This window comes from Pseudomonas jessenii (genome assembly GCF_002236115.1).
Lineage (GTDB): Bacteria > Pseudomonadota > Gammaproteobacteria > Pseudomonadales > Pseudomonadaceae > Aquipseudomonas > Aquipseudomonas jessenii.
Map to the genome: position 1 here is coordinate 520,558 of NZ_NIWT01000004.1, position 16,773 is coordinate 537,330.

A 16,773-nucleotide genomic window follows, 5' to 3' on the forward strand; every position below is an offset into this window, starting at 1 on the left:
TCCCCCCGAAATGATGGACATCAACGAGATTCGCGAATACCTGCCTCACCGTTACCCGTTCCTGCTGGTGGACCGGGTAGTGGAGCTGGATGTTGAAGGCAAGCGCATTCGCGCCTACAAGAATGTCAGCATCAATGAACCGTTCTTCAATGGTCACTTCCCTGCGCATCCAATCATGCCGGGCGTATTGATCATCGAAGCAATGGCTCAGGCTGCCGGGATCCTTGGTTTCAAAATGCTCGACGTGAAACCGGCTGACGGCACGCTCTATTACTTCGTCGGGTCCGACAAGCTGCGCTTCCGCCAGCCGGTTTTGCCGGGCGATCAGCTGATCCTTGAGGCCAAGTTCATCAGCTGCAAGCGTCAGATCTGGAAGTTCGAGTGCCAGGCTTCGGTCGATGGCAAGCCTGTCTGCTCGGCTGAAATCATCTGTGCGGAACGCAAGCTATGAGTTTGATTGACCCTCGTGCAATCATCGATCCGACAGCCGTTCTGGCTGACGGCGTCGAGGTCGGCCCGTGGTCGATCGTCGGCGCAGGTGTGGAAATCGGCGAGGGGACAGTCATCGGGCCGCACGTGATTCTCAAGGGCCCGACCCGAATCGGTAAGCACAATCGCATCTACCAGTTTTCCTCGGTGGGCGAAGACACACCCGACCTGAAGTACAAGGGCGAGGAAACCCGCCTGGTGATCGGTGATCACAACGTCATCCGTGAAGGCGTGACGATTCACCGTGGCACCATCCAGGACCGCTCGGAAACGACCCTGGGCGACCACAATCTGATCATGGCCTATGCCCACATAGGCCACGACAGCGTTATCGGCAACCATTGCATCCTGGTGAACAACACCGCACTGGCGGGCCATGTGCATGTGGAAGACTGGGCGATCCTTTCCGGTTTTACCCTGGTTCACCAGTATTGCCACATTGGCGCCCACAGCTTTTCAGGTATGGGTACAGCGATCGGCAAGGATGTTCCTGCGTATGTCACGGTGTTCGGCAACCCTGCCGAAGCCCGGAGCATGAACTTCGAGGGCATGCGCCGTCGGGGCTTCAGCGAAGATGCGATTCACGCGCTGCGTCGTGCCTACAAGGTGGTGTACCGCCAGGGCCTGACCGTGGAGCAGGCGCTCGCCGAACTGGCGGAGCCTTCTGCGCAGTTCCCGGAAGTAGCGGTGTTCCGTGACTCCATCCAGTCTTCGACCCGCGGCATCACCCGCTAACCATGGCCAATCTGCGTATTGCGCTGGTAGCAGGTGAGGCTTCCGGTGACATTCTGGGTGCGGGTCTCATGCGCGCGCTCAAGGCTCGCCACCCGGCGGTCGAGTTCATCGGTGTCGGTGGTCCGTTGATGCAGGCTGAAGGCCTGACCTCGTATTTTCCGATGGAGCGTCTGTCCGTCATGGGCCTGGTGGAAGTGCTGGGCCGATTGCGCGAGTTGCTGGCTCGGCGCAAGAAGCTGGTCGCCGACCTGATCGACGCGAAACCCGATGTATTCATCGGTATCGACGCGCCGGACTTCAACCTCAATATCGAACTCAAGCTGCGCCAGGCCGGGATCAAGACGGTGCATTACGTCAGCCCGTCGGTTTGGGCCTGGCGTCAGAAACGCGTGCTGAAGATTCGCGAAGGCTGCGACCTGATGCTCACGCTGTTCCCGTTCGAAGCCAGATTCTACGAAGAGAAAGGCGTGCCGGTGCGTTTCGTCGGCCATACCCTGGCCGATGCCATTCCACTGCAAGCCGATCGCGCTGCTGCGCGGGCCGAACTCGGTTTGCCTGACGGGCCGCTGGTGGCGTTGATGCCAGGCAGCCGTGGCGGTGAAGTTGGCCGGCTCGGTTCATTGTTTCTCGATACGGCGCAGCGCCTGCGTGCGTTGCGCCCGGGGGTGCGGTTTGTCATGCCGTGCGCCAGCGCGCAACGTCGCGCACAGCTCGAAGAACTGTTGGCCGGTCGCGATCTGCCGCTGACCCTGCTCGACGGGCAATCTCATCTGGCCCTGGCAGCGTGCGATGCGGTGTTGATTGCCTCCGGTACCGCGACGCTTGAAGCGTTGCTGTACAAGCGACCGATGGTGGTCGCCTATCGCCTGGCGCCGCTGACGTTCTGGATTCTCAAGCGCATGGTGAAAAGCCCCTACATTTCGTTGCCGAACCTGTTGGCCCAACGTCTGTTGGTGCCCGAGTTGTTGCAGGACGATGCCACGGTCGAAGCGCTGGCCCAGACCTTGTCGCCACTGATCGAGGATGGGGAAGAGCAGACCCGCGGTTTTGACGAGATTCACCGGACCCTGCGTCTGGATGCCTCCAACCAGGCTGCGGACGCAGTGCTGAACCTGATCGGCCAAGTAAAATGAGTAAAACGAATATGCAGATGGGGCTGGATTTCACCTTGGTCGCTGAAATCGAAGAGTTGGTTGCCGGTGTCGATGAGGTGGGTCGCGGCCCGCTCTGTGGTGCGGTGGTGACAGCGGCGGTGATCCTCGATCCGAACCGCCCGATCCTCGGCCTGAATGACTCGAAGAAGCTCACCGAAGCCCGTCGCGAAAAGCTCTACGACGAAATCTGCGAAAAAGCCCTGAGCTGGTGCATCGCTCGCGCCGAAGTCGAAGAAATCGACGAACTGAATATCCTGAACGCCACCATGTTGGCCATGCAGCGCGCGGTCGCCGGGCTGCACGTTCAGCCGAAGCTGGCGATGATCGACGGCAATCGTTGCCCGAAACTGCCGATGCGCTCCGAAGCCGTGGTCAAGGGCGATAGCAAGGTTCCAGCCATCGCCGCCGCATCGATTCTGGCCAAGGTCAGCCGTGATCGTGAAATGGCCGCGTTCGAATTGATCTACCCGGGTTACGGCATCGGCGGGCACAAAGGCTACCCGACGCCTGTTCATCTGGAAGCGCTGGCACGGCTTGGGCCGACCCCGATTCATCGGCGTTCGTTTGCCCCGGTGCGGCTGGCGTATGAGGCGCTAGAGAGCGCCGTAGAGAGTTAGTCGCAAGGCTGATTTTTTTTACCAAGGCCCGGTACAATCCGGGCCTTGTTGTCTTCATGTTTATAGACAGGATCACTATGCCGGCTTCATTCGTTCACCTACGCCTGCACACTGAATACTCCCTGGTCGACGGTCTGGTGCGGATCAAACCGCTGGTCAAGACCCTGGTGGGCATGAACATGCCTGCCGTGGCGGTCACCGACCAGAACAACATGTGTTCCCTGGTCAAATTCTATAAAAACGCCATGGGTGCCGGGATCAAGCCGATCTGCGGCGCCGACCTGTGGCTGTCGAACAAGGATCCGGACAACCCCCTGAGCCGGATCAGCCTGCTGGTGATGAACGCCGAAGGCTATCGCAACCTCACCGAACTGATTTCCCGCGGCTTTATCGATGGTCAGCGCAACGGCGCGATCATCATCGAGCGCGAATGGGTTGCTGAAGCCAACTCGGGCTTGATCATGCTGTCGGCGGCCAAAGAAGGCGAGATCGGCCAGGCCATGCTCAGCGGCAACCCCGCCGAGGCCGAAACCCTGGCCCGCGAATGGATGGACGTGTTTCCGGATCGTTTCTATCTGGAAATCCAGCGCACCAACCGCCCCAACGATGAAGAACAACTGCACGGCGCCGTGGCCCTGGCCGAGAAGCTCGGTGCGCCGCTGGTGGCGACCAACGACGTGCGTTTCATCAAGCAGGAAGACTTCGCTGCCCATGAAACCCGCGTCTGCATCGGTGAAGGCCGCGCCCTCGACGATCCGCGGCGTTCGAAGAATTACAGCGATCAGCAGTATCTCAAAAGCGCCGAGGAAATGGCCGAGCTGTTCAGCGACATTCCCGAAGCGCTGGAAAACACCGTCGAGATCGCCAAGCGCTGCAACATTGAAGTGAAGCTGGGCACGCACTTCCTGCCCAACTTCCCGATCCCTGATGGCATGACCATCGACGAATACTTCCGCAAGGTGTCCTTCGACGGCCTGGAGGAGCGCCTTGCCGTTCTGCTGCCCAAGGACACCACTGAAGACTACGAGGCCAAGCGCCAGGTCTATGTCGACCGGCTGAATTTCGAGCTGGATATCATTATCCAGATGGGGTTCCCCGGTTACTTCCTGATCGTGATGGACTTTATCCAGTGGGCCAAGAACAACGGCGTGCCGGTGGGGCCTGGCCGTGGATCGGGTGCCGGGTCGCTGGTGGCCTATGTGCAGAAGATCACCGACCTCGACCCGCTGGAATATGACCTGCTGTTCGAACGTTTCCTCAACCCGGAACGGGTATCCATGCCCGACTTCGACGTCGACTTCTGCATGGACGGTCGCGACCGGGTAATCGACTACGTAGCCGAGAAGTACGGCCGCAATGCCGTGAGCCAGATCATCACCTTCGGTTCCATGGCGGCAAAGGCCGTGGTCCGCGACGTGGCGCGGGTTCAGGGCAAGTCCTATGGCCTGGCGGATCGCCTGTCGAAGATGATTCCGTTCGAAGTCGGCATGACCCTGGAAAAGGCCTATGAGCAGGAAGAGATCCTGCGCGATTTCATCAAGGTCGATGAAGAGGCCGCGGAAATCTGGGAGATGGCCCGCAAGCTCGAAGGCGTTGTGCGTAACGTCGGCAAGCACGCCGGTGGTGTGGTAATCGCCCCGACCAAGCTGACCGACTTCTCGCCGATCTATTGCGACGAAGCCGGTGATGGCCTGGTAACCCAGTTCGACAAGGATGACGTCGAGGCGGCCGGCCTGGTGAAGTTCGACTTCCTCGGCCTGCGGACCCTGACGATCATCGACTGGGCGCTGAAAACGATCAACCGCGACCGTGCCAAGGTCAACGAACCGCCGCTGGATATCGCGTTCATCCCGCTGGATGACAAACCGACCTACACCTTGCTGCAAAAAGCCGAAACCACGGCGGTGTTCCAGCTTGAATCCCGGGGCATGAAGGAGCTGATCAAAAAGCTCAAGCCCGACTGCCTGGAAGACTTGATCGCACTGGTGGCACTGTTCCGTCCGGGCCCGCTGCAATCGGGCATGGTGGACGACTTCATCAACCGTAAGCACGGTCGCGCCGAGCTGGCGTATCCGCACTCGGACTACCAGTACGAAGGCCTCAAGCCGGTACTGGCACCGACTTACGGCATCATCCTGTACCAGGAACAGGTGATGCAGATTGCCCAGGTCATGGCCGGTTACACCCTCGGTGGTGCGGACATGCTGCGTCGAGCCATGGGTAAGAAAAAACCCGAGGAAATGGCCAAGCAGCGCGGTGGCTTCATTGAAGGTTGCGCCACCAACAATATCGACGCGGACCTCGCCGGTAACATTTTCGACCTGGTGGAAAAATTCGCCGGTTACGGCTTCAACAAATCCCACTCCGCCGCCTATGGCCTGGTGTCGTACCAGACCGCATGGCTGAAGGCGCACTACCCGGCGCCGTTCATGGCCGCGGTACTCTCTGCGGATATGCACAACACCGACAAGGTCGTGACCTTGATCGAAGAAGTGCGGACGATGAAGCTGCGTCTCGACGCGCCGGACGTGAACACGTCCGAATTCAAGTTCACGGTGAACGATGAAGGCCGGATCATTTACGGCCTGGGCGCCATCAAGGGCGTGGGTGAAGGCCCCGTCGAGGCGATCACCGAAGCGCGTCTGGCCGGTCCGTTCAAGGATCTGTTCGATTTCTGCGCACGGGTCGACCTCAAGCGCATCAACAAGCGCACCCTCGACGGTTTGATCCGCAGCGGTGCGCTGGATCGCCTCGGGCCGTATTTCCACGACGAGCAGAAAGCCTACCAGGCCAACATCGACCGTAATCGCGCGGTGCTGCTGACCGCCATGGAAGAGGCGATCAAGGCGGCCGAACAGACCGCGCGCACCCAGGACAGCGGTCACTCCGACCTGTTTGGCGGTCTGTTTGTCGAAGAAGACGCCGACGTCTACGCCAATCACCGCAAGGCCAAGGAACTGACCCTCAAGGAGCGCCTGAAGGGGGAGAAAGATACCCTCGGCCTGTACCTGACCGGTCACCCGATCGACGAGTACGAAGGTGAAATCCGTCGCTTCGCCCGCCAGCGCATCATCGACCTGAAACCGGCGCGTGATACCCAGACCGTTGCCGGGATGATCATCGCCTTGCGGGTGATGAAGAACAAAAAGGGCGACAAGATGGGGTTCATCACCCTCGACGACCGCTCCGGACGGATCGAGGCCTCGCTGTTTTCCGAGGCGTTCCATTCCGCGCAGTCACTGTTGCAAACCGACGCGATGGTGGTGGTCGAAGGCGAGGTCAGCAACGACGATTTCTCCGGTGGCCTGAAGTTGCGGGTCAAGCGGGTGATGAGCATGGAGGATGCGCGCACCAATCTGGCCGAAAGCCTGCGCCTGAAGTTGCATACCAAGGACCTCAAGGGCGATCAGCTACGCTGGCTGGGTGAACTGTTGAAGCGTCACCGCGGCGCGTGCCCGATCACCTTGGACTACACCAGCCCCGATGCGAAGGCCTTGTTGCAGTTCGGCGAAGGCTGGCGAATCGATCCGGCGGATGCGTTGATTCAAGCCCTGCGTGACCAGTTCGGGCGAGACAACGTCTTCCTCCAATACCGTTGACGGTCAGTGCTATCAGATTGCCCTGACCTTGACCTGAATTTTTAATCTCGACCTCAACGCGCCTGTCCCTTAAGGTAGGGCGCGAATAGACAACCGGCCGGCCCAAGAACCCTTGGGACTCGACCCAAGACGGACGCCTATGAACCCGAATTTTCTAGATTTCGAACAGCCGATCGCCGACCTGCAAGCCAAGATCGAAGAGTTGCGCTTGGTCGGTAATGACAATTCGCTGAATATCGGCGATGAGATCTCCCGCCTGCAGGACAAGAGCAAAACGCTGACCGAAGACATCTTCGGCAAGCTGACCAGCTGGCAGATCGCACGTCTGGCGCGTCACCCGAAACGTCCGTATACCCTGGACTACATCGAACACATCTTCACCGAGTTCGACGAACTGCACGGTGACCGTCACTTCTCGGACGACGCTGCCATCGTTGGCGGTATTGCCCGTCTGGACGACAAGCCGGTGATGATCATCGGTCACCAGAAAGGCCGTGAAGTGCGCGAGAAAGTTCGCCGCAATTTCGGCATGCCGCGTCCGGAAGGCTACCGCAAGGCTTGCCGCCTGATGGAAATGGCCGAACGTTTCAAAATGCCGATCCTGACCTTCATCGACACTCCGGGCGCTTACCCTGGCATTGACGCTGAAGAGCGCAACCAGAGCGAAGCGATTGCCTGGAACCTGCGAGTGATGGCCCGCCTGAAAACCCCAATCATCGCCACCGTGATCGGTGAGGGTGGTTCCGGTGGTGCGCTGGCGATCGGCGTCTGCGACCAGTTGAACATGCTGCAATACTCGACCTACGCGGTGATTTCGCCGGAAGGTTGCGCTTCGATTCTGTGGAAAACCTCCGAGAAGGCACCGGATGCCGCAGAGGCGATGGGCATCACCGCCGAGCGCCTCAAAGGCCTGGGCATCGTGGACAAGGTGATTGGCGAGCCACTGGGCGGCGCGCACCGCGATCCGGCCGCTGCAGCCGCATCGATCCGCGCCGAGCTGAGCTCGCAACTGGCGATGCTGAAGAAGTTCGATAACGACGCGCTGCTCAAGCGCCGCTACGATCGACTGATGAGCTACGGTCTCTAAGCCGTACACGCAGTGCCCATGTGGGATCGAGCTTGCTCGCGATGAGGGTATGACAGTCGACGAATCTGTTGAATGTCAGGCCGCTATCGCGAGCAAGCTCGATCCCACATTTGATTTATGCAAGGTGATGGATATGAGTCGGTCCAATATTGATCTGCCCGCCAGACTCTTGTTGAATCTTGCCTCGTGGCGCAATGCTGCGACCTGGCGCATCGCCTTCTCCGGCGGCCTCGACTCCACTGTCCTGCTGCACCTTCTGGCAACACTCTCCAAAACCGAATACCTGCCGACGCTCAACGCCATCCATGTTCATCACGGCCTTCAAGCCGTAGCCGATACGTGGCCGGAACATTGTCGTGCCGTGTGCGCTGTGCTGGGCGTGCCGCTGCAAGTGGTTCGCGTGCAGGTGCAACCGGGTGCCAGCCTTGAACGAGCAGCTCGGGATGCGCGGTATCACGCCTTCACTGAAGCCCTTCAGGCCAACGAAGTGCTGCTGACGGCTCAGCATCGCGACGATCAGGCGGAAACGCTGCTGTTTCGCTTGTTGCGCGGAGCGGGCGTGCGCGGATTGTCCGGGATGCCGCGTCAGCGCCCTTTGGGCAAGGGGCATTTGCTGCGGCCAATGCTTGATGTCACGCGGGCTGAGTTGGAGGCTTATGCCAGTGCACATGACTTGAGCTGGATCGAAGATCCCTCGAACCAGGATCGGCAGTACTCGCGCAATTACCTTAGGCATCAAGTCTTGCCGGTGCTGATCCAGCGCTGGCCGCAAGCGGTGGCGACCATGGCCCGCAGCGCGACGCATTTGAATGAGGCGCAAGGACTGCTCGAAGAACTGGCGGACATGGATTTGCGTGAGGCCAGCTCTGCCAGTGAGTTTGCCTGGCTGGGCTTGCGGTCGCTTGAGCTGGCGCCGCTTGCGCATTTGTCTGATGCCCGGCAGCGCAATGCCTTGAGTCATTGGCTCGAACCGCTGACCCGCTTGCCGGACACTGACCATTGGTCGGGTTGGGAGGATTTGCGCGATGCCACCGGCGATGCCTGCCCGGTGTGGCGGCTGGCCGATGGCGAACTGCATCGGGCGGGCGGACGGATCTGGTGGCTGTCCGGCCACTGGCTGAGGCCTCTGCCCGGCGCCGGGGTGTGGCTGGATCCGGCTTCACCGCTGGCTATCCCGGGCAACGGCGTGCTTTCGCTGACCGGGCAAATCCCCGATGGCCCGCTGCATATCCGCTATCGTGAAGGGGGAGAGGTCATGGCATTGCCAGGCCGCGGCCATAGGGACCTGAAACGTTTGCTCAATGAAAGCGCTGTACCGTCCTTCGTACGCGGCAGATTGCCGCTGCTCTACAAAGACGGGCAACTGCTGGCGGTAGCGAACCTCAAGGGGCTCGATGGTGGTGCACTCGGCGACTGGCATTTGCATTGGCAGCCACTGAACGAAGATCAAGGTTTGAGCTGAAAGGGGCTTTCCGGTAGACTACGCTCCCTTCTTGATACAACTTCTGTGGATTCGCCTGAATTGCAGGAGTTGCCGATTACCAAGCAGTCTTTGCTGGGCGATTCCAAAAAATGTGTAGCGAGCAACGAACCGGTGTTTCATTTTCCGGTCTGTCCCAACGCGGCGGTTTTTTCGAAAGGTGCACTGTGATTAATGCAGGTGATCGGGGGCTTCGGCCTTCCTTCGCTTTCCCCGGCGGCTCGGACCGCTTTAACGCAGACTTCTAGGGTTTTTCATGACGCGCTACATATTCGTCACGGGCGGTGTTGTTTCTTCATTGGGGAAAGGCATTGCATCGGCATCATTGGCGGCCATCCTGGAGGCGCGGGGACTTAAGGTCACCATGCTGAAGCTGGACCCGTACATCAACGTCGACCCGGGCACGATGAGCCCGTTCCAGCACGGTGAAGTGTTCGTCACTCACGACGGCGCCGAGACCGACCTGGACCTGGGTCACTACGAGCGGTTCATCCGCACGACCATGACCCAGAACAACAACTTCACCACGGGCCGTGTCTACGAACACGTCCTGCGCAAGGAGCGCCGTGGTGACTACCTGGGTGCAACCATCCAGGTGATCCCGCACATCACCGACGAAATCAAGCGCCGAATCATCAAGGGTGCCGGCGACGCTGACGTGGCAATGGTCGAAATCGGTGGCACCGTGGGTGACATCGAGTCGCAACCGTTCCTCGAGGCGATCCGCCAACTGCGTTTCGAAGTCGGCGCCAAGCGCGCGATGCTGATGCACCTGACACTGGTGCCGTACATCGCCACTGCCGGCGAAACCAAGACCAAGCCTACCCAGCACTCGGTGAAGGAACTGCGTTCCATCGGCCTGCAACCAGACGTGCTGGTCTGCCGCTCCGACCACCCGATCGATGTGTCGTCGCGTCGCAAGATCGCGCAGTTCACCAATGTCGAAGAACGTGCGGTAATCGCGCTGGAAGACGCCGATACCATCTACAAGATCCCGGGCATCCTGCACTCCCAGGGCCTGGACGATTTCGTCGTCGAGCGTTTCGGCCTGCAATGCGGCGGTGCCGATCTGTCCGAGTGGGAAGCCGTGGTCGACGCCAAGCTCAACCCTGAGCACGAAGTCACCATTGCCATGGTCGGCAAGTACATGGAGCTGCTGGACGCCTACAAGTCGCTGATCGAAGCGATGAGTCACGCGGGCATCAGCAACCGTACCAAGGTCAACCTGCGCTACATCGATTCCGAAGACATCGAGAACCAGGGCACCGCGCTGCTCGAAGGCGTCGATGCCATCCTGGTACCGGGCGGCTTCGGTCTGCGTGGCGTTGAAGGCAAGATCACTGCCGTTCAATACGCTCGCGAAAACAAGGTTCCGTACCTGGGTATCTGCCTGGGCATGCAAGTGGCCGTTATCGAGTTCGCACGTAACGTGATGGGCTGGAAAGACGCCAACTCCACCGAGTTCGATCGTGCAAGCGGCCACCCGGTCGTGGGCCTGATCACCGAGTGGGAAGATGCCACCGGCGCCGTCGAAACCCGTACCGAAACCTCCGACCTGGGCGGCACCATGCGCCTGGGCGCGCAGGATTGCCTGCTGGAGCCGGGTTCCCTGGTCCACGGTTGCTACGGCAAAGACGTGATTGTCGAGCGTCATCGTCATCGCTACGAAGTGAACAACAACCTGCTGCCGCAAATCATGGAAGCCGGTTTGAAAATCTCCGGTCGTTCCGGTGATGGCGCACTGGTTGAAGTGGTTGAAGCTCCGGATCACCCATGGTTCGTCGCTTGCCAGTTCCACCCTGAGTTCACCTCGACGCCACGCGACGGTCACCCGCTGTTCAGCGGTTTCGTCAAGGCCGCGTTGGCTCAACACCAGAAGAAGGCGTAACCCCGATGGCACAGAAGATCATCCGCGTCGGCGACATCGAGATTGCCAACGACAAGCCCATGGTGCTGTTCGGCGGCATGAACGTGCTGGAAAGCCGTGACATGGCCATGCAGGTTTGCGAAGAGTATGTGAAGGTCACCGAAAAGCTCGGTATCCCTTACGTGTTCAAGGCCAGTTTCGACAAGGCCAACCGGTCTTCTGTGACCTCCTATCGTGGTCCTGGCCTGGAAGAAGGCATGCGCATCTTCCAGGACATCAAGCAAGCCTTCGGCGTGCCGATCATCACCGACGTCCACGAGCCTGACCAGGCCGCGGTCGTCGCTGAAGTCTGCGACATCATCCAGTTGCCGGCATTCCTGTCGCGCCAGACCGACCTCGTGGTCGCGATGGCCAAAACGGGCGCCGTGATCAACATCAAGAAAGCCCAGTTCCTCGCCCCCCAGGAAATGAAGCACATCCTGAACAAGTGCGTGGAAGCGGGTAACGATCAGTTGATCCTCTGCGAGCGTGGTTCGAGCTTCGGCTACAACAACCTCGTCGTCGACATGCTCGGCTTCGGCATCATGAAGCAGTTCGAATACCCGGTGTTCTTCGATGTGACCCACGCGCTGCAAATGCCTGGTGGTCGCTCCGATTCCGCCGGCGGTCGTCGCGCCCAGGTCACCGACCTGGCAAAAGCCGGTATGAGCCAGTCGCTGGCCGGCCTGTTCCTGGAAGCCCACCCGGATCCGGACAACGCCAAGTGCGACGGTCCTTGCGCCTTGCGCCTGGACAAACTGGAGCCATTCCTGGCCCAGCTCAAAGCTTTGGACGAACTGGTGAAGAGTTTTCCGACGGTAGAAACCGCGTAATCCTCAATTCTCCGGTAAAGTACCGCACGATTTAACGCTCAGGCCCTCGGGCCTGAGCCTTGTCGTCTGCAAGACTGCCCGCTGCACCTCACTTGCCGACGATCAAAGATTTCCTACAGCTGCGTCGTTTTCGTCAACTTTGGAGTGTTTACAACAATGGCTAAAATCGTCGACATCAAAGGTCGTGAAGTTCTCGACTCCCGTGGCAATCCCACCGTGGAAGCGGACGTGCTTCTCGACAACGGCATCATCGGCAGTGCCTGCGCGCCGTCCGGTGCTTCCACTGGCTCGCGTGAGGCGCTCGAGCTGCGCGATGGCGACAAGAGCCGTTACCTGGGCAAGGGCGTTCTGAAGGCCGTAGCCAACATCAACGGTCCGATCCGTGACCTGTTGAAAGGCATGGACCCAAGCGACCAGAAAGCGCTCGATCTGGCAATGATCAAGCTCGACGGTACTGAAAACAAAGGTTCCCTGGGCGCCAACGCGATCCTCGCCGTTTCCCTGGCCGCGGCCAAGGCAGCAGCACAGGACCAGGACCTGCCGCTGTACGCTCACATCGCCAACCTGAACGGCACCCCGGGTGTCTACTCGATGCCGGTTCCGATGATGAACATCATCAACGGCGGCGAGCACGCCGATAACAACGTCGACATCCAGGAATTCATGGTTCAGCCGGTTGGCGCCAAGTCTTTCTCGGAAGGTCTGCGCATGGGCACCGAGATTTTCCACCACCTCAAAGCCGTGCTGAAGGCCCGTGGCCTGAGCACTGCCGTCGGTGACGAAGGTGGTTTCGCGCCGAACCTGGCCTCCAACGAAGACGCTTTGAAAGTGATCTCCGAAGCCGTGGCCAACGCCGGTTACAAGCTGGGCACCGACGTGACCCTGGCCCTGGACTGCGCAGCCAGCGAGTTCTACGAAGACGGCAAGTACAACCTGTCCGGCGAAGGCCAGGTGTTCACCGCCGAAGGTTTCGCTGACTACCTCAAAGGCCTGACCGAGCGTTACCCGATCATCTCCATCGAAGATGGCCTGGACGAGTCCGACTGGGCTGGCTGGAAGATCCTCACCGACAAGATCGGCGAGAAGACTCAGCTGGTAGGCGACGACCTGTTCGTGACCAACACCAAGATCCTGAAAGAAGGCATCGACAAGAAGATCGCCAACTCGATCCTGATCAAGTTCAACCAGATCGGCACCCTGACCGAAACCCTGGAAGCCATCCAGATGGCCAAGGCCGCCGGTTACACCGCAGTGATCTCGCACCGCTCCGGCGAAACCGAAGACTCGACCATTGCCGACCTGGCCGTGGGCACCTCGGCTGGCCAGATCAAGACCGGCTCCCTGTGCCGTTCCGACCGCGTTTCCAAGTACAACCAACTGCTGCGTATCGAAGAGCAGTTGAACGGCAAAGCCAAGTACAACGGTCGCGGCGAGTTCCGCGGTTAAGCGGTAACTGGTAAAAAGACACCGGATTGTGTCGGAAAAATCGCTACAGCGACGTTTTTGCCACTAATCTGATGCCTTATATGCACAAGCCTGGTTCTTCCAGGCTTCGTGCTATCAGAAGCTTCACGTTTGGCATGGCTGTCTTTTTTCACTGGATACCTGATATTCGATGCGCAGTCCCAATTGGTTGTTCCTCATCCTGCTTTTGTTGCTGGCTGGCCTGCAGTACCGCCTGTGGGTGGGAAATGGCAGTCTGGCGCAAGTGGCCGAGTTGACTCAGCAGATTGCGGATCAGCAGGCTGAGAACCAGGCATTGCTGGAACGCAACCGGGTGATGGACGCCGAGGTCAGTGAGTTGAAAAAGGGCATGGAGACCGTCGAAGAACGGGCTCGTCATGAGTTGGGTATGGTCAAGGACGGTGAAACCCTTTACCAGTTGGCCCAATGATTAATTCGTTACCGGCCTTCTGGGCCGTGATTCCTGCCGCGGGCGTCGGTGCCCGTATGGCCGCGGACCGTCCCAAGCAGTATCTGCAACTGGGCGGGCGCACTATTCTCGAACACAGCCTTGGCTGTTTCCTTGATCATCCATGCCTGAAAGGTTTGGTGGTCAGTGTTGCTGTGGACGATCCTTATTGGCCGAACCTGGCGTGTGCCAGTGATCCGCGTATTGCCCGGGTCGAGGGCGGCGCCGAACGTTCCGGGTCGGTGCTCAACGCCTTGCTGCACTTGCATGCGCAGGGCGCTGATGATGAGGATTGGGTACTGGTTCACGATGCCGCACGGCCGAACCTCAGTCGTGACGATCTGGACAAACTGCTGGCTGAGCTGGCTGACGATCCTGTCGGCGGGCTGCTGGCGGTTCCTGCGCGGGATACGCTCAAGCGGGTCGACAAGCACGGTCGTGTGGTCGAAACCGTGGATCGCAGTGTGATCTGGCAGGCCTACACGCCGCAGATGTTCCGCCTTGGGGCGTTGCATCGCGCACTGGCTGACAGCCTGGTGGCCGATGCCGTTGTTACTGACGAAGCTTCGGCGATGGAGTGGGCCGGTTCGGCACCGCGACTGGTCGAAGGGCGAGCCGACAACCTCAAGGTCACGCGTCCCGAGGACCTTGAGTGGTTGCGGCAGCGTTGGGCCAATCGTCACTGATTGATTTGGGTTCAGTGTTGTCCCCAATCGCGAGCAAGCTCGCTCCCACAGGGATTGCTGGCGTTTGCAAGATTTGCGTTCGACCCCATCCACTGTGGGAGCGAGCTTGCTCGCGATAGCGGTAGTTCAAACAACAAATCCGGCACTGATTGACATCAGTTTCGGTATTCCGGCCTTTGCGCCAACCCTTCCTTCAAATAATCCACCAACTTGCGCACCTTCGGCGACAGATGCCGCTGCTGCGGATACAGCGCCCAAACCGCCGTGTTCGGCGGTTGATGCGCCTCCAGTAACGAAATCAACGCGCCGCTATTCAAATGTTCCAGCACGTAATAGTCCGGCAACTGACACAGCCCTACGCCTTGTAGCGCAGCATCCAGTACGGCTTGCCCACTGTTGCAGCGCCAGTTTCCTTGCACCCTTTGCGAAAACTCTCTCCCGTTCTGTTCCAGCTGCCATAGGTCCGAACTGCCGATGAGGCAGTTGTGGCGGCTCAGCTCCGACAGGCTGTGCGGGCGACCGTAGCGTTCAATGTAGGAGGGTGATGCACAGAGAAACATGCGTCGAGGCGCGAGGCGGGTGGCGACCAGCCGTGAGTCCTGCAAGCGCCCGAGGCGAATCGCCAGGTCGAGGCCTTCGTGCACCAGGTCAAGCTGGCGATTGCTCAGTTCGATGTCGATCCGCAGTTGCGGATACAGCCCCATGAAGCGGGTCACCAGCGGCACGATGAAGCGCTCGCCGTAAGCCACGGCGCAGGTCATGCGCAGCATGCCCTTGGGTTCGCTGGTCAAATCGCCCACCGCGCGCAACGCCTCTTCGCGGCCATCCTGCAAGCGCTGGCAATGTTGCAGGAAGGTTTGCCCGGCCTCGGTCAGCGTGACCCGGCGGGTGCTGCGGTAGAGCAGGCGGGTTTGCAGGCGCTCTTCGAGGCGTACGATTTGTCGACTGATATGGGAGGAAGAAACTCCCAGGCGTTGCGCGGCAGCGGTGAACTGGCTGCATTCGGCAACGGCGACAAACTCGTCGATCCCTTCCCAGCGATTTTCGGACATCAATGATTATCCCTGTGTGGCAATAATATTTTGCATTTGCATCGATTATTCATCGTTGAGCCATGTATTACACTCCTTGTCTCGTTTTAATTCACTGGAGAATCACCATGATCAAGTCGCGCGCCGCCGTTGCCTTCGAGGCCAAGAAGCCCCTCGAAATCGTTGAAGTCGATGTCGCCATGCCCAAGGCCGGCGAAGTCTTGCTGCGCGTGGTGGCCTCCGGTGTTTGCCATACCGATGCCTACACACTGTCCGGCGCTGATCCGGAAGGCATCTTCCCGTCGATCCTCGGCCATGAAGGTGGTGCGATCGTGGAAGCGATCGGCGAGGGCGTGACCTCCGTTGCAGTCGGTGATCATGTGATCCCGCTGTACACCCCGGAATGCCGCCAGTGCAAATTCTGCCTGTCGGGTAAAACCAACCTCTGCCAGGCGATTCGCGCGACCCAGGGCAAAGGCTTGATGCCGGACGGGACTTCGCGTTTTTCCTACAAGGGCGAAACGATTTTCCACTACATGGGTACTTCCACGTTCTCCGAGTACACCGTGCTTCCGGAGATTTCCGTTGCGAAAATCGCCAAGGAAGCGCCACTGGAAAAAGTCTGCCTGCTGGGCTGCGGTGTCACTACCGGTATCGGTGCAGTGCTCAACACCGCCAAGGTGAAACCGGGTGATACGGTCGCCATTTTCGGTCTTGGCGGCATCGGTCTGTCGGCTGTTATCGGCGCCGTAAAAGCCAAGGCTGCCCGCATCATCGCCATCGACATCAACCCGGCCAAATTCGAGATCGCCAAGCAACTGGGTGCAACCGATTGCGTGAACCCGAAAGACTTCGATCGTCCGATCCAGGAAGTCATCGTCGACATGACCGATGGCGGCGTGGATTTTTCCTTCGAGTGCATCGGTAACGTGCAACTGATGCGCGCCGCACTGGAGTGCTGCCACAAGGGTTGGGGCGAGTCAGTGATCATCGGCGTTGCCGGTGCCGGCCAGGAAATCTCGACCCGTCCGTTCCAGCTGGTCACCGGTCGCGTCTGGCGGGGTTCGGCGTTCGGCGGCGTGCGCGGCCGTACCGAGTTGCCAAGCTATGTGGAAATGGCCGAAACCGGTGAGATTCCGCTGGATACCTTCATCACCCACACCATGGGCCTGGAAGATATCAACAAGGCGTTTGACCTTATGCACGAAGGGAAAAGCATTCGCTCCGTCATCCATTTCTGAGGT

The 16,773-nt window shown here is 59.6% G+C and carries 14 protein-coding genes; 13 read left to right on the forward strand and 1 reads right to left on the reverse strand.

Features of this window, described 5'->3' with window-relative positions:
- Nucleotides 1–10 precede the first annotated feature (10 nt).
- The 12 genes from fabZ (at nt 11) to ispD (ending at nt 14,498) form a co-directional block, all read left to right on the forward strand.
- Complete coding sequence (gene fabZ / locus PSJE_RS15435; RefSeq protein WP_007978374.1) at nt 11–451, forward strand: 3-hydroxyacyl-ACP dehydratase FabZ; 441 nt, start codon at nt 11–13, stop codon at nt 449–451.
- Nucleotides 448–1,224: an acyl-ACP--UDP-N-acetylglucosamine O-acyltransferase gene (gene lpxA, locus PSJE_RS15440; RefSeq protein WP_057716167.1), complete on the forward strand. Its 777-nt coding sequence runs from the start codon at nt 448–450 to the stop codon at nt 1,222–1,224. The genes fabZ and lpxA overlap by 4 nt, the downstream gene beginning before the upstream one ends.
- A gap of 2 nt (nt 1,225–1,226) precedes the next feature.
- A complete protein-coding gene (lpxB, locus tag PSJE_RS15445; RefSeq protein WP_090453390.1) occupies nt 1,227–2,357 on the forward strand; it encodes a lipid-A-disaccharide synthase in 1,131 nt (376 codons plus the stop codon).
- Nucleotides 2,358–2,368: 11 nt separating this feature from the next.
- Nucleotides 2,369–2,995: a ribonuclease HII gene (gene rnhB / locus PSJE_RS15450; RefSeq protein WP_090453392.1), complete on the forward strand. Its 627-nt coding sequence runs from the start codon at nt 2,369–2,371 to the stop codon at nt 2,993–2,995.
- 77 nt (nt 2,996–3,072) lie between these two features.
- Nucleotides 3,073–6,594 (forward strand): DNA polymerase III subunit alpha, encoded by a 3,522-nt coding sequence (dnaE, locus tag PSJE_RS15455; protein ID WP_057716164.1) that lies wholly within the window; start codon nt 3,073–3,075, stop codon nt 6,592–6,594.
- A gap of 139 nt (nt 6,595–6,733) precedes the next feature.
- A complete protein-coding gene (locus PSJE_RS15460; RefSeq protein ID WP_057716163.1) occupies nt 6,734–7,681 on the forward strand; it encodes an acetyl-CoA carboxylase carboxyltransferase subunit alpha in 948 nt (315 codons plus the stop codon).
- Between the two features lie 133 nt (nt 7,682–7,814).
- Nucleotides 7,815–9,143: a tRNA lysidine(34) synthetase TilS gene (gene tilS / locus PSJE_RS15465; RefSeq protein WP_090453394.1), complete on the forward strand. Its 1,329-nt coding sequence runs from the start codon at nt 7,815–7,817 to the stop codon at nt 9,141–9,143.
- Nucleotides 9,144–9,417: 274 nt separating this feature from the next.
- Entirely contained in the window at nt 9,418–11,049 is a 1,632-nt protein-coding gene (locus PSJE_RS15470; protein WP_057716161.1) for a CTP synthase, read from the forward strand.
- A gap of 5 nt (nt 11,050–11,054) precedes the next feature.
- On the forward strand, nt 11,055–11,900 hold the full coding sequence (gene kdsA / locus PSJE_RS15475; RefSeq protein ID WP_015093773.1) for a 3-deoxy-8-phosphooctulonate synthase: 846 nt from the start codon (nt 11,055–11,057) through the stop codon (nt 11,898–11,900).
- 156 nt (nt 11,901–12,056) lie between these two features.
- A complete protein-coding gene (eno, locus tag PSJE_RS15480; RefSeq protein ID WP_008019783.1) occupies nt 12,057–13,346 on the forward strand; it encodes a phosphopyruvate hydratase in 1,290 nt (429 codons plus the stop codon).
- Nucleotides 13,347–13,515: 169 nt separating this feature from the next.
- On the forward strand, nt 13,516–13,794 hold the full coding sequence (ftsB, locus tag PSJE_RS15485) for a cell division protein FtsB (protein WP_007970710.1): 279 nt from the start codon (nt 13,516–13,518) through the stop codon (nt 13,792–13,794).
- On the forward strand, nt 13,791–14,498 hold the full coding sequence (gene ispD / locus PSJE_RS15490) for a 2-C-methyl-D-erythritol 4-phosphate cytidylyltransferase (RefSeq protein WP_090453396.1): 708 nt from the start codon (nt 13,791–13,793) through the stop codon (nt 14,496–14,498). The genes ftsB and ispD overlap by 4 nt, the downstream gene beginning before the upstream one ends.
- 155 nt (nt 14,499–14,653) lie before the next feature.
- Here ispD and PSJE_RS15495 read toward each other — a convergent pair whose 3' ends face one another.
- A complete protein-coding gene (locus PSJE_RS15495) occupies nt 14,654–15,550 on the reverse strand; it encodes a LysR family transcriptional regulator (protein ID WP_090453398.1) in 897 nt (298 codons plus the stop codon).
- Between the two features lie 107 nt (nt 15,551–15,657).
- Here PSJE_RS15495 and PSJE_RS15500 point away from each other — a divergent pair, with 107 nt between their 5' ends.
- Nucleotides 15,658–16,770: an S-(hydroxymethyl)glutathione dehydrogenase/class III alcohol dehydrogenase gene (locus tag PSJE_RS15500; RefSeq protein WP_015093777.1), complete on the forward strand. Its 1,113-nt coding sequence runs from the start codon at nt 15,658–15,660 to the stop codon at nt 16,768–16,770.
- Nucleotides 16,771–16,773: the final 3 nt, after the last annotated feature.

Bases quoted from the DNA above. Each gene is read 5' to 3' on its own strand.
- ispD (WP_090453396.1), top strand. From the start codon at position 13,791: ATGATTAATTCGTTACCGGCCTTCTGGGCCGTGATTCCTGCCGCGGGC.
- PSJE_RS15495 (WP_090453398.1), bottom strand. From the start codon at position 15,550: ATGTCCGAAAATCGCTGGGAAGGGATCGACGAGTTTGTCGCCGTTGCC.
- tilS (WP_090453394.1), top strand. From the start codon at position 7,815: ATGAGTCGGTCCAATATTGATCTGCCCGCCAGACTCTTGTTGAATCTT.
- eno (WP_008019783.1), top strand. From the start codon at position 12,057: ATGGCTAAAATCGTCGACATCAAAGGTCGTGAAGTTCTCGACTCCCGT.
- kdsA (WP_015093773.1), top strand. From the start codon at position 11,055: ATGGCACAGAAGATCATCCGCGTCGGCGACATCGAGATTGCCAACGAC.
- dnaE (WP_057716164.1), top strand. From the start codon at position 3,073: ATGCCGGCTTCATTCGTTCACCTACGCCTGCACACTGAATACTCCCTG.
- rnhB (WP_090453392.1), top strand. From the start codon at position 2,369: ATGCAGATGGGGCTGGATTTCACCTTGGTCGCTGAAATCGAAGAGTTG.
- ftsB (WP_007970710.1), top strand. From the start codon at position 13,516: ATGCGCAGTCCCAATTGGTTGTTCCTCATCCTGCTTTTGTTGCTGGCT.
- PSJE_RS15470 (WP_057716161.1), top strand. From the start codon at position 9,418: ATGACGCGCTACATATTCGTCACGGGCGGTGTTGTTTCTTCATTGGGG.
- fabZ (WP_007978374.1), top strand. From the start codon at position 11: ATGATGGACATCAACGAGATTCGCGAATACCTGCCTCACCGTTACCCG.
- PSJE_RS15460 (WP_057716163.1), top strand. From the start codon at position 6,734: ATGAACCCGAATTTTCTAGATTTCGAACAGCCGATCGCCGACCTGCAA.
- PSJE_RS15500 (WP_015093777.1), top strand. From the start codon at position 15,658: ATGATCAAGTCGCGCGCCGCCGTTGCCTTCGAGGCCAAGAAGCCCCTC.
- lpxB (WP_090453390.1), top strand. From the start codon at position 1,227: ATGGCCAATCTGCGTATTGCGCTGGTAGCAGGTGAGGCTTCCGGTGAC.
- lpxA (WP_057716167.1), top strand. From the start codon at position 448: ATGAGTTTGATTGACCCTCGTGCAATCATCGATCCGACAGCCGTTCTG.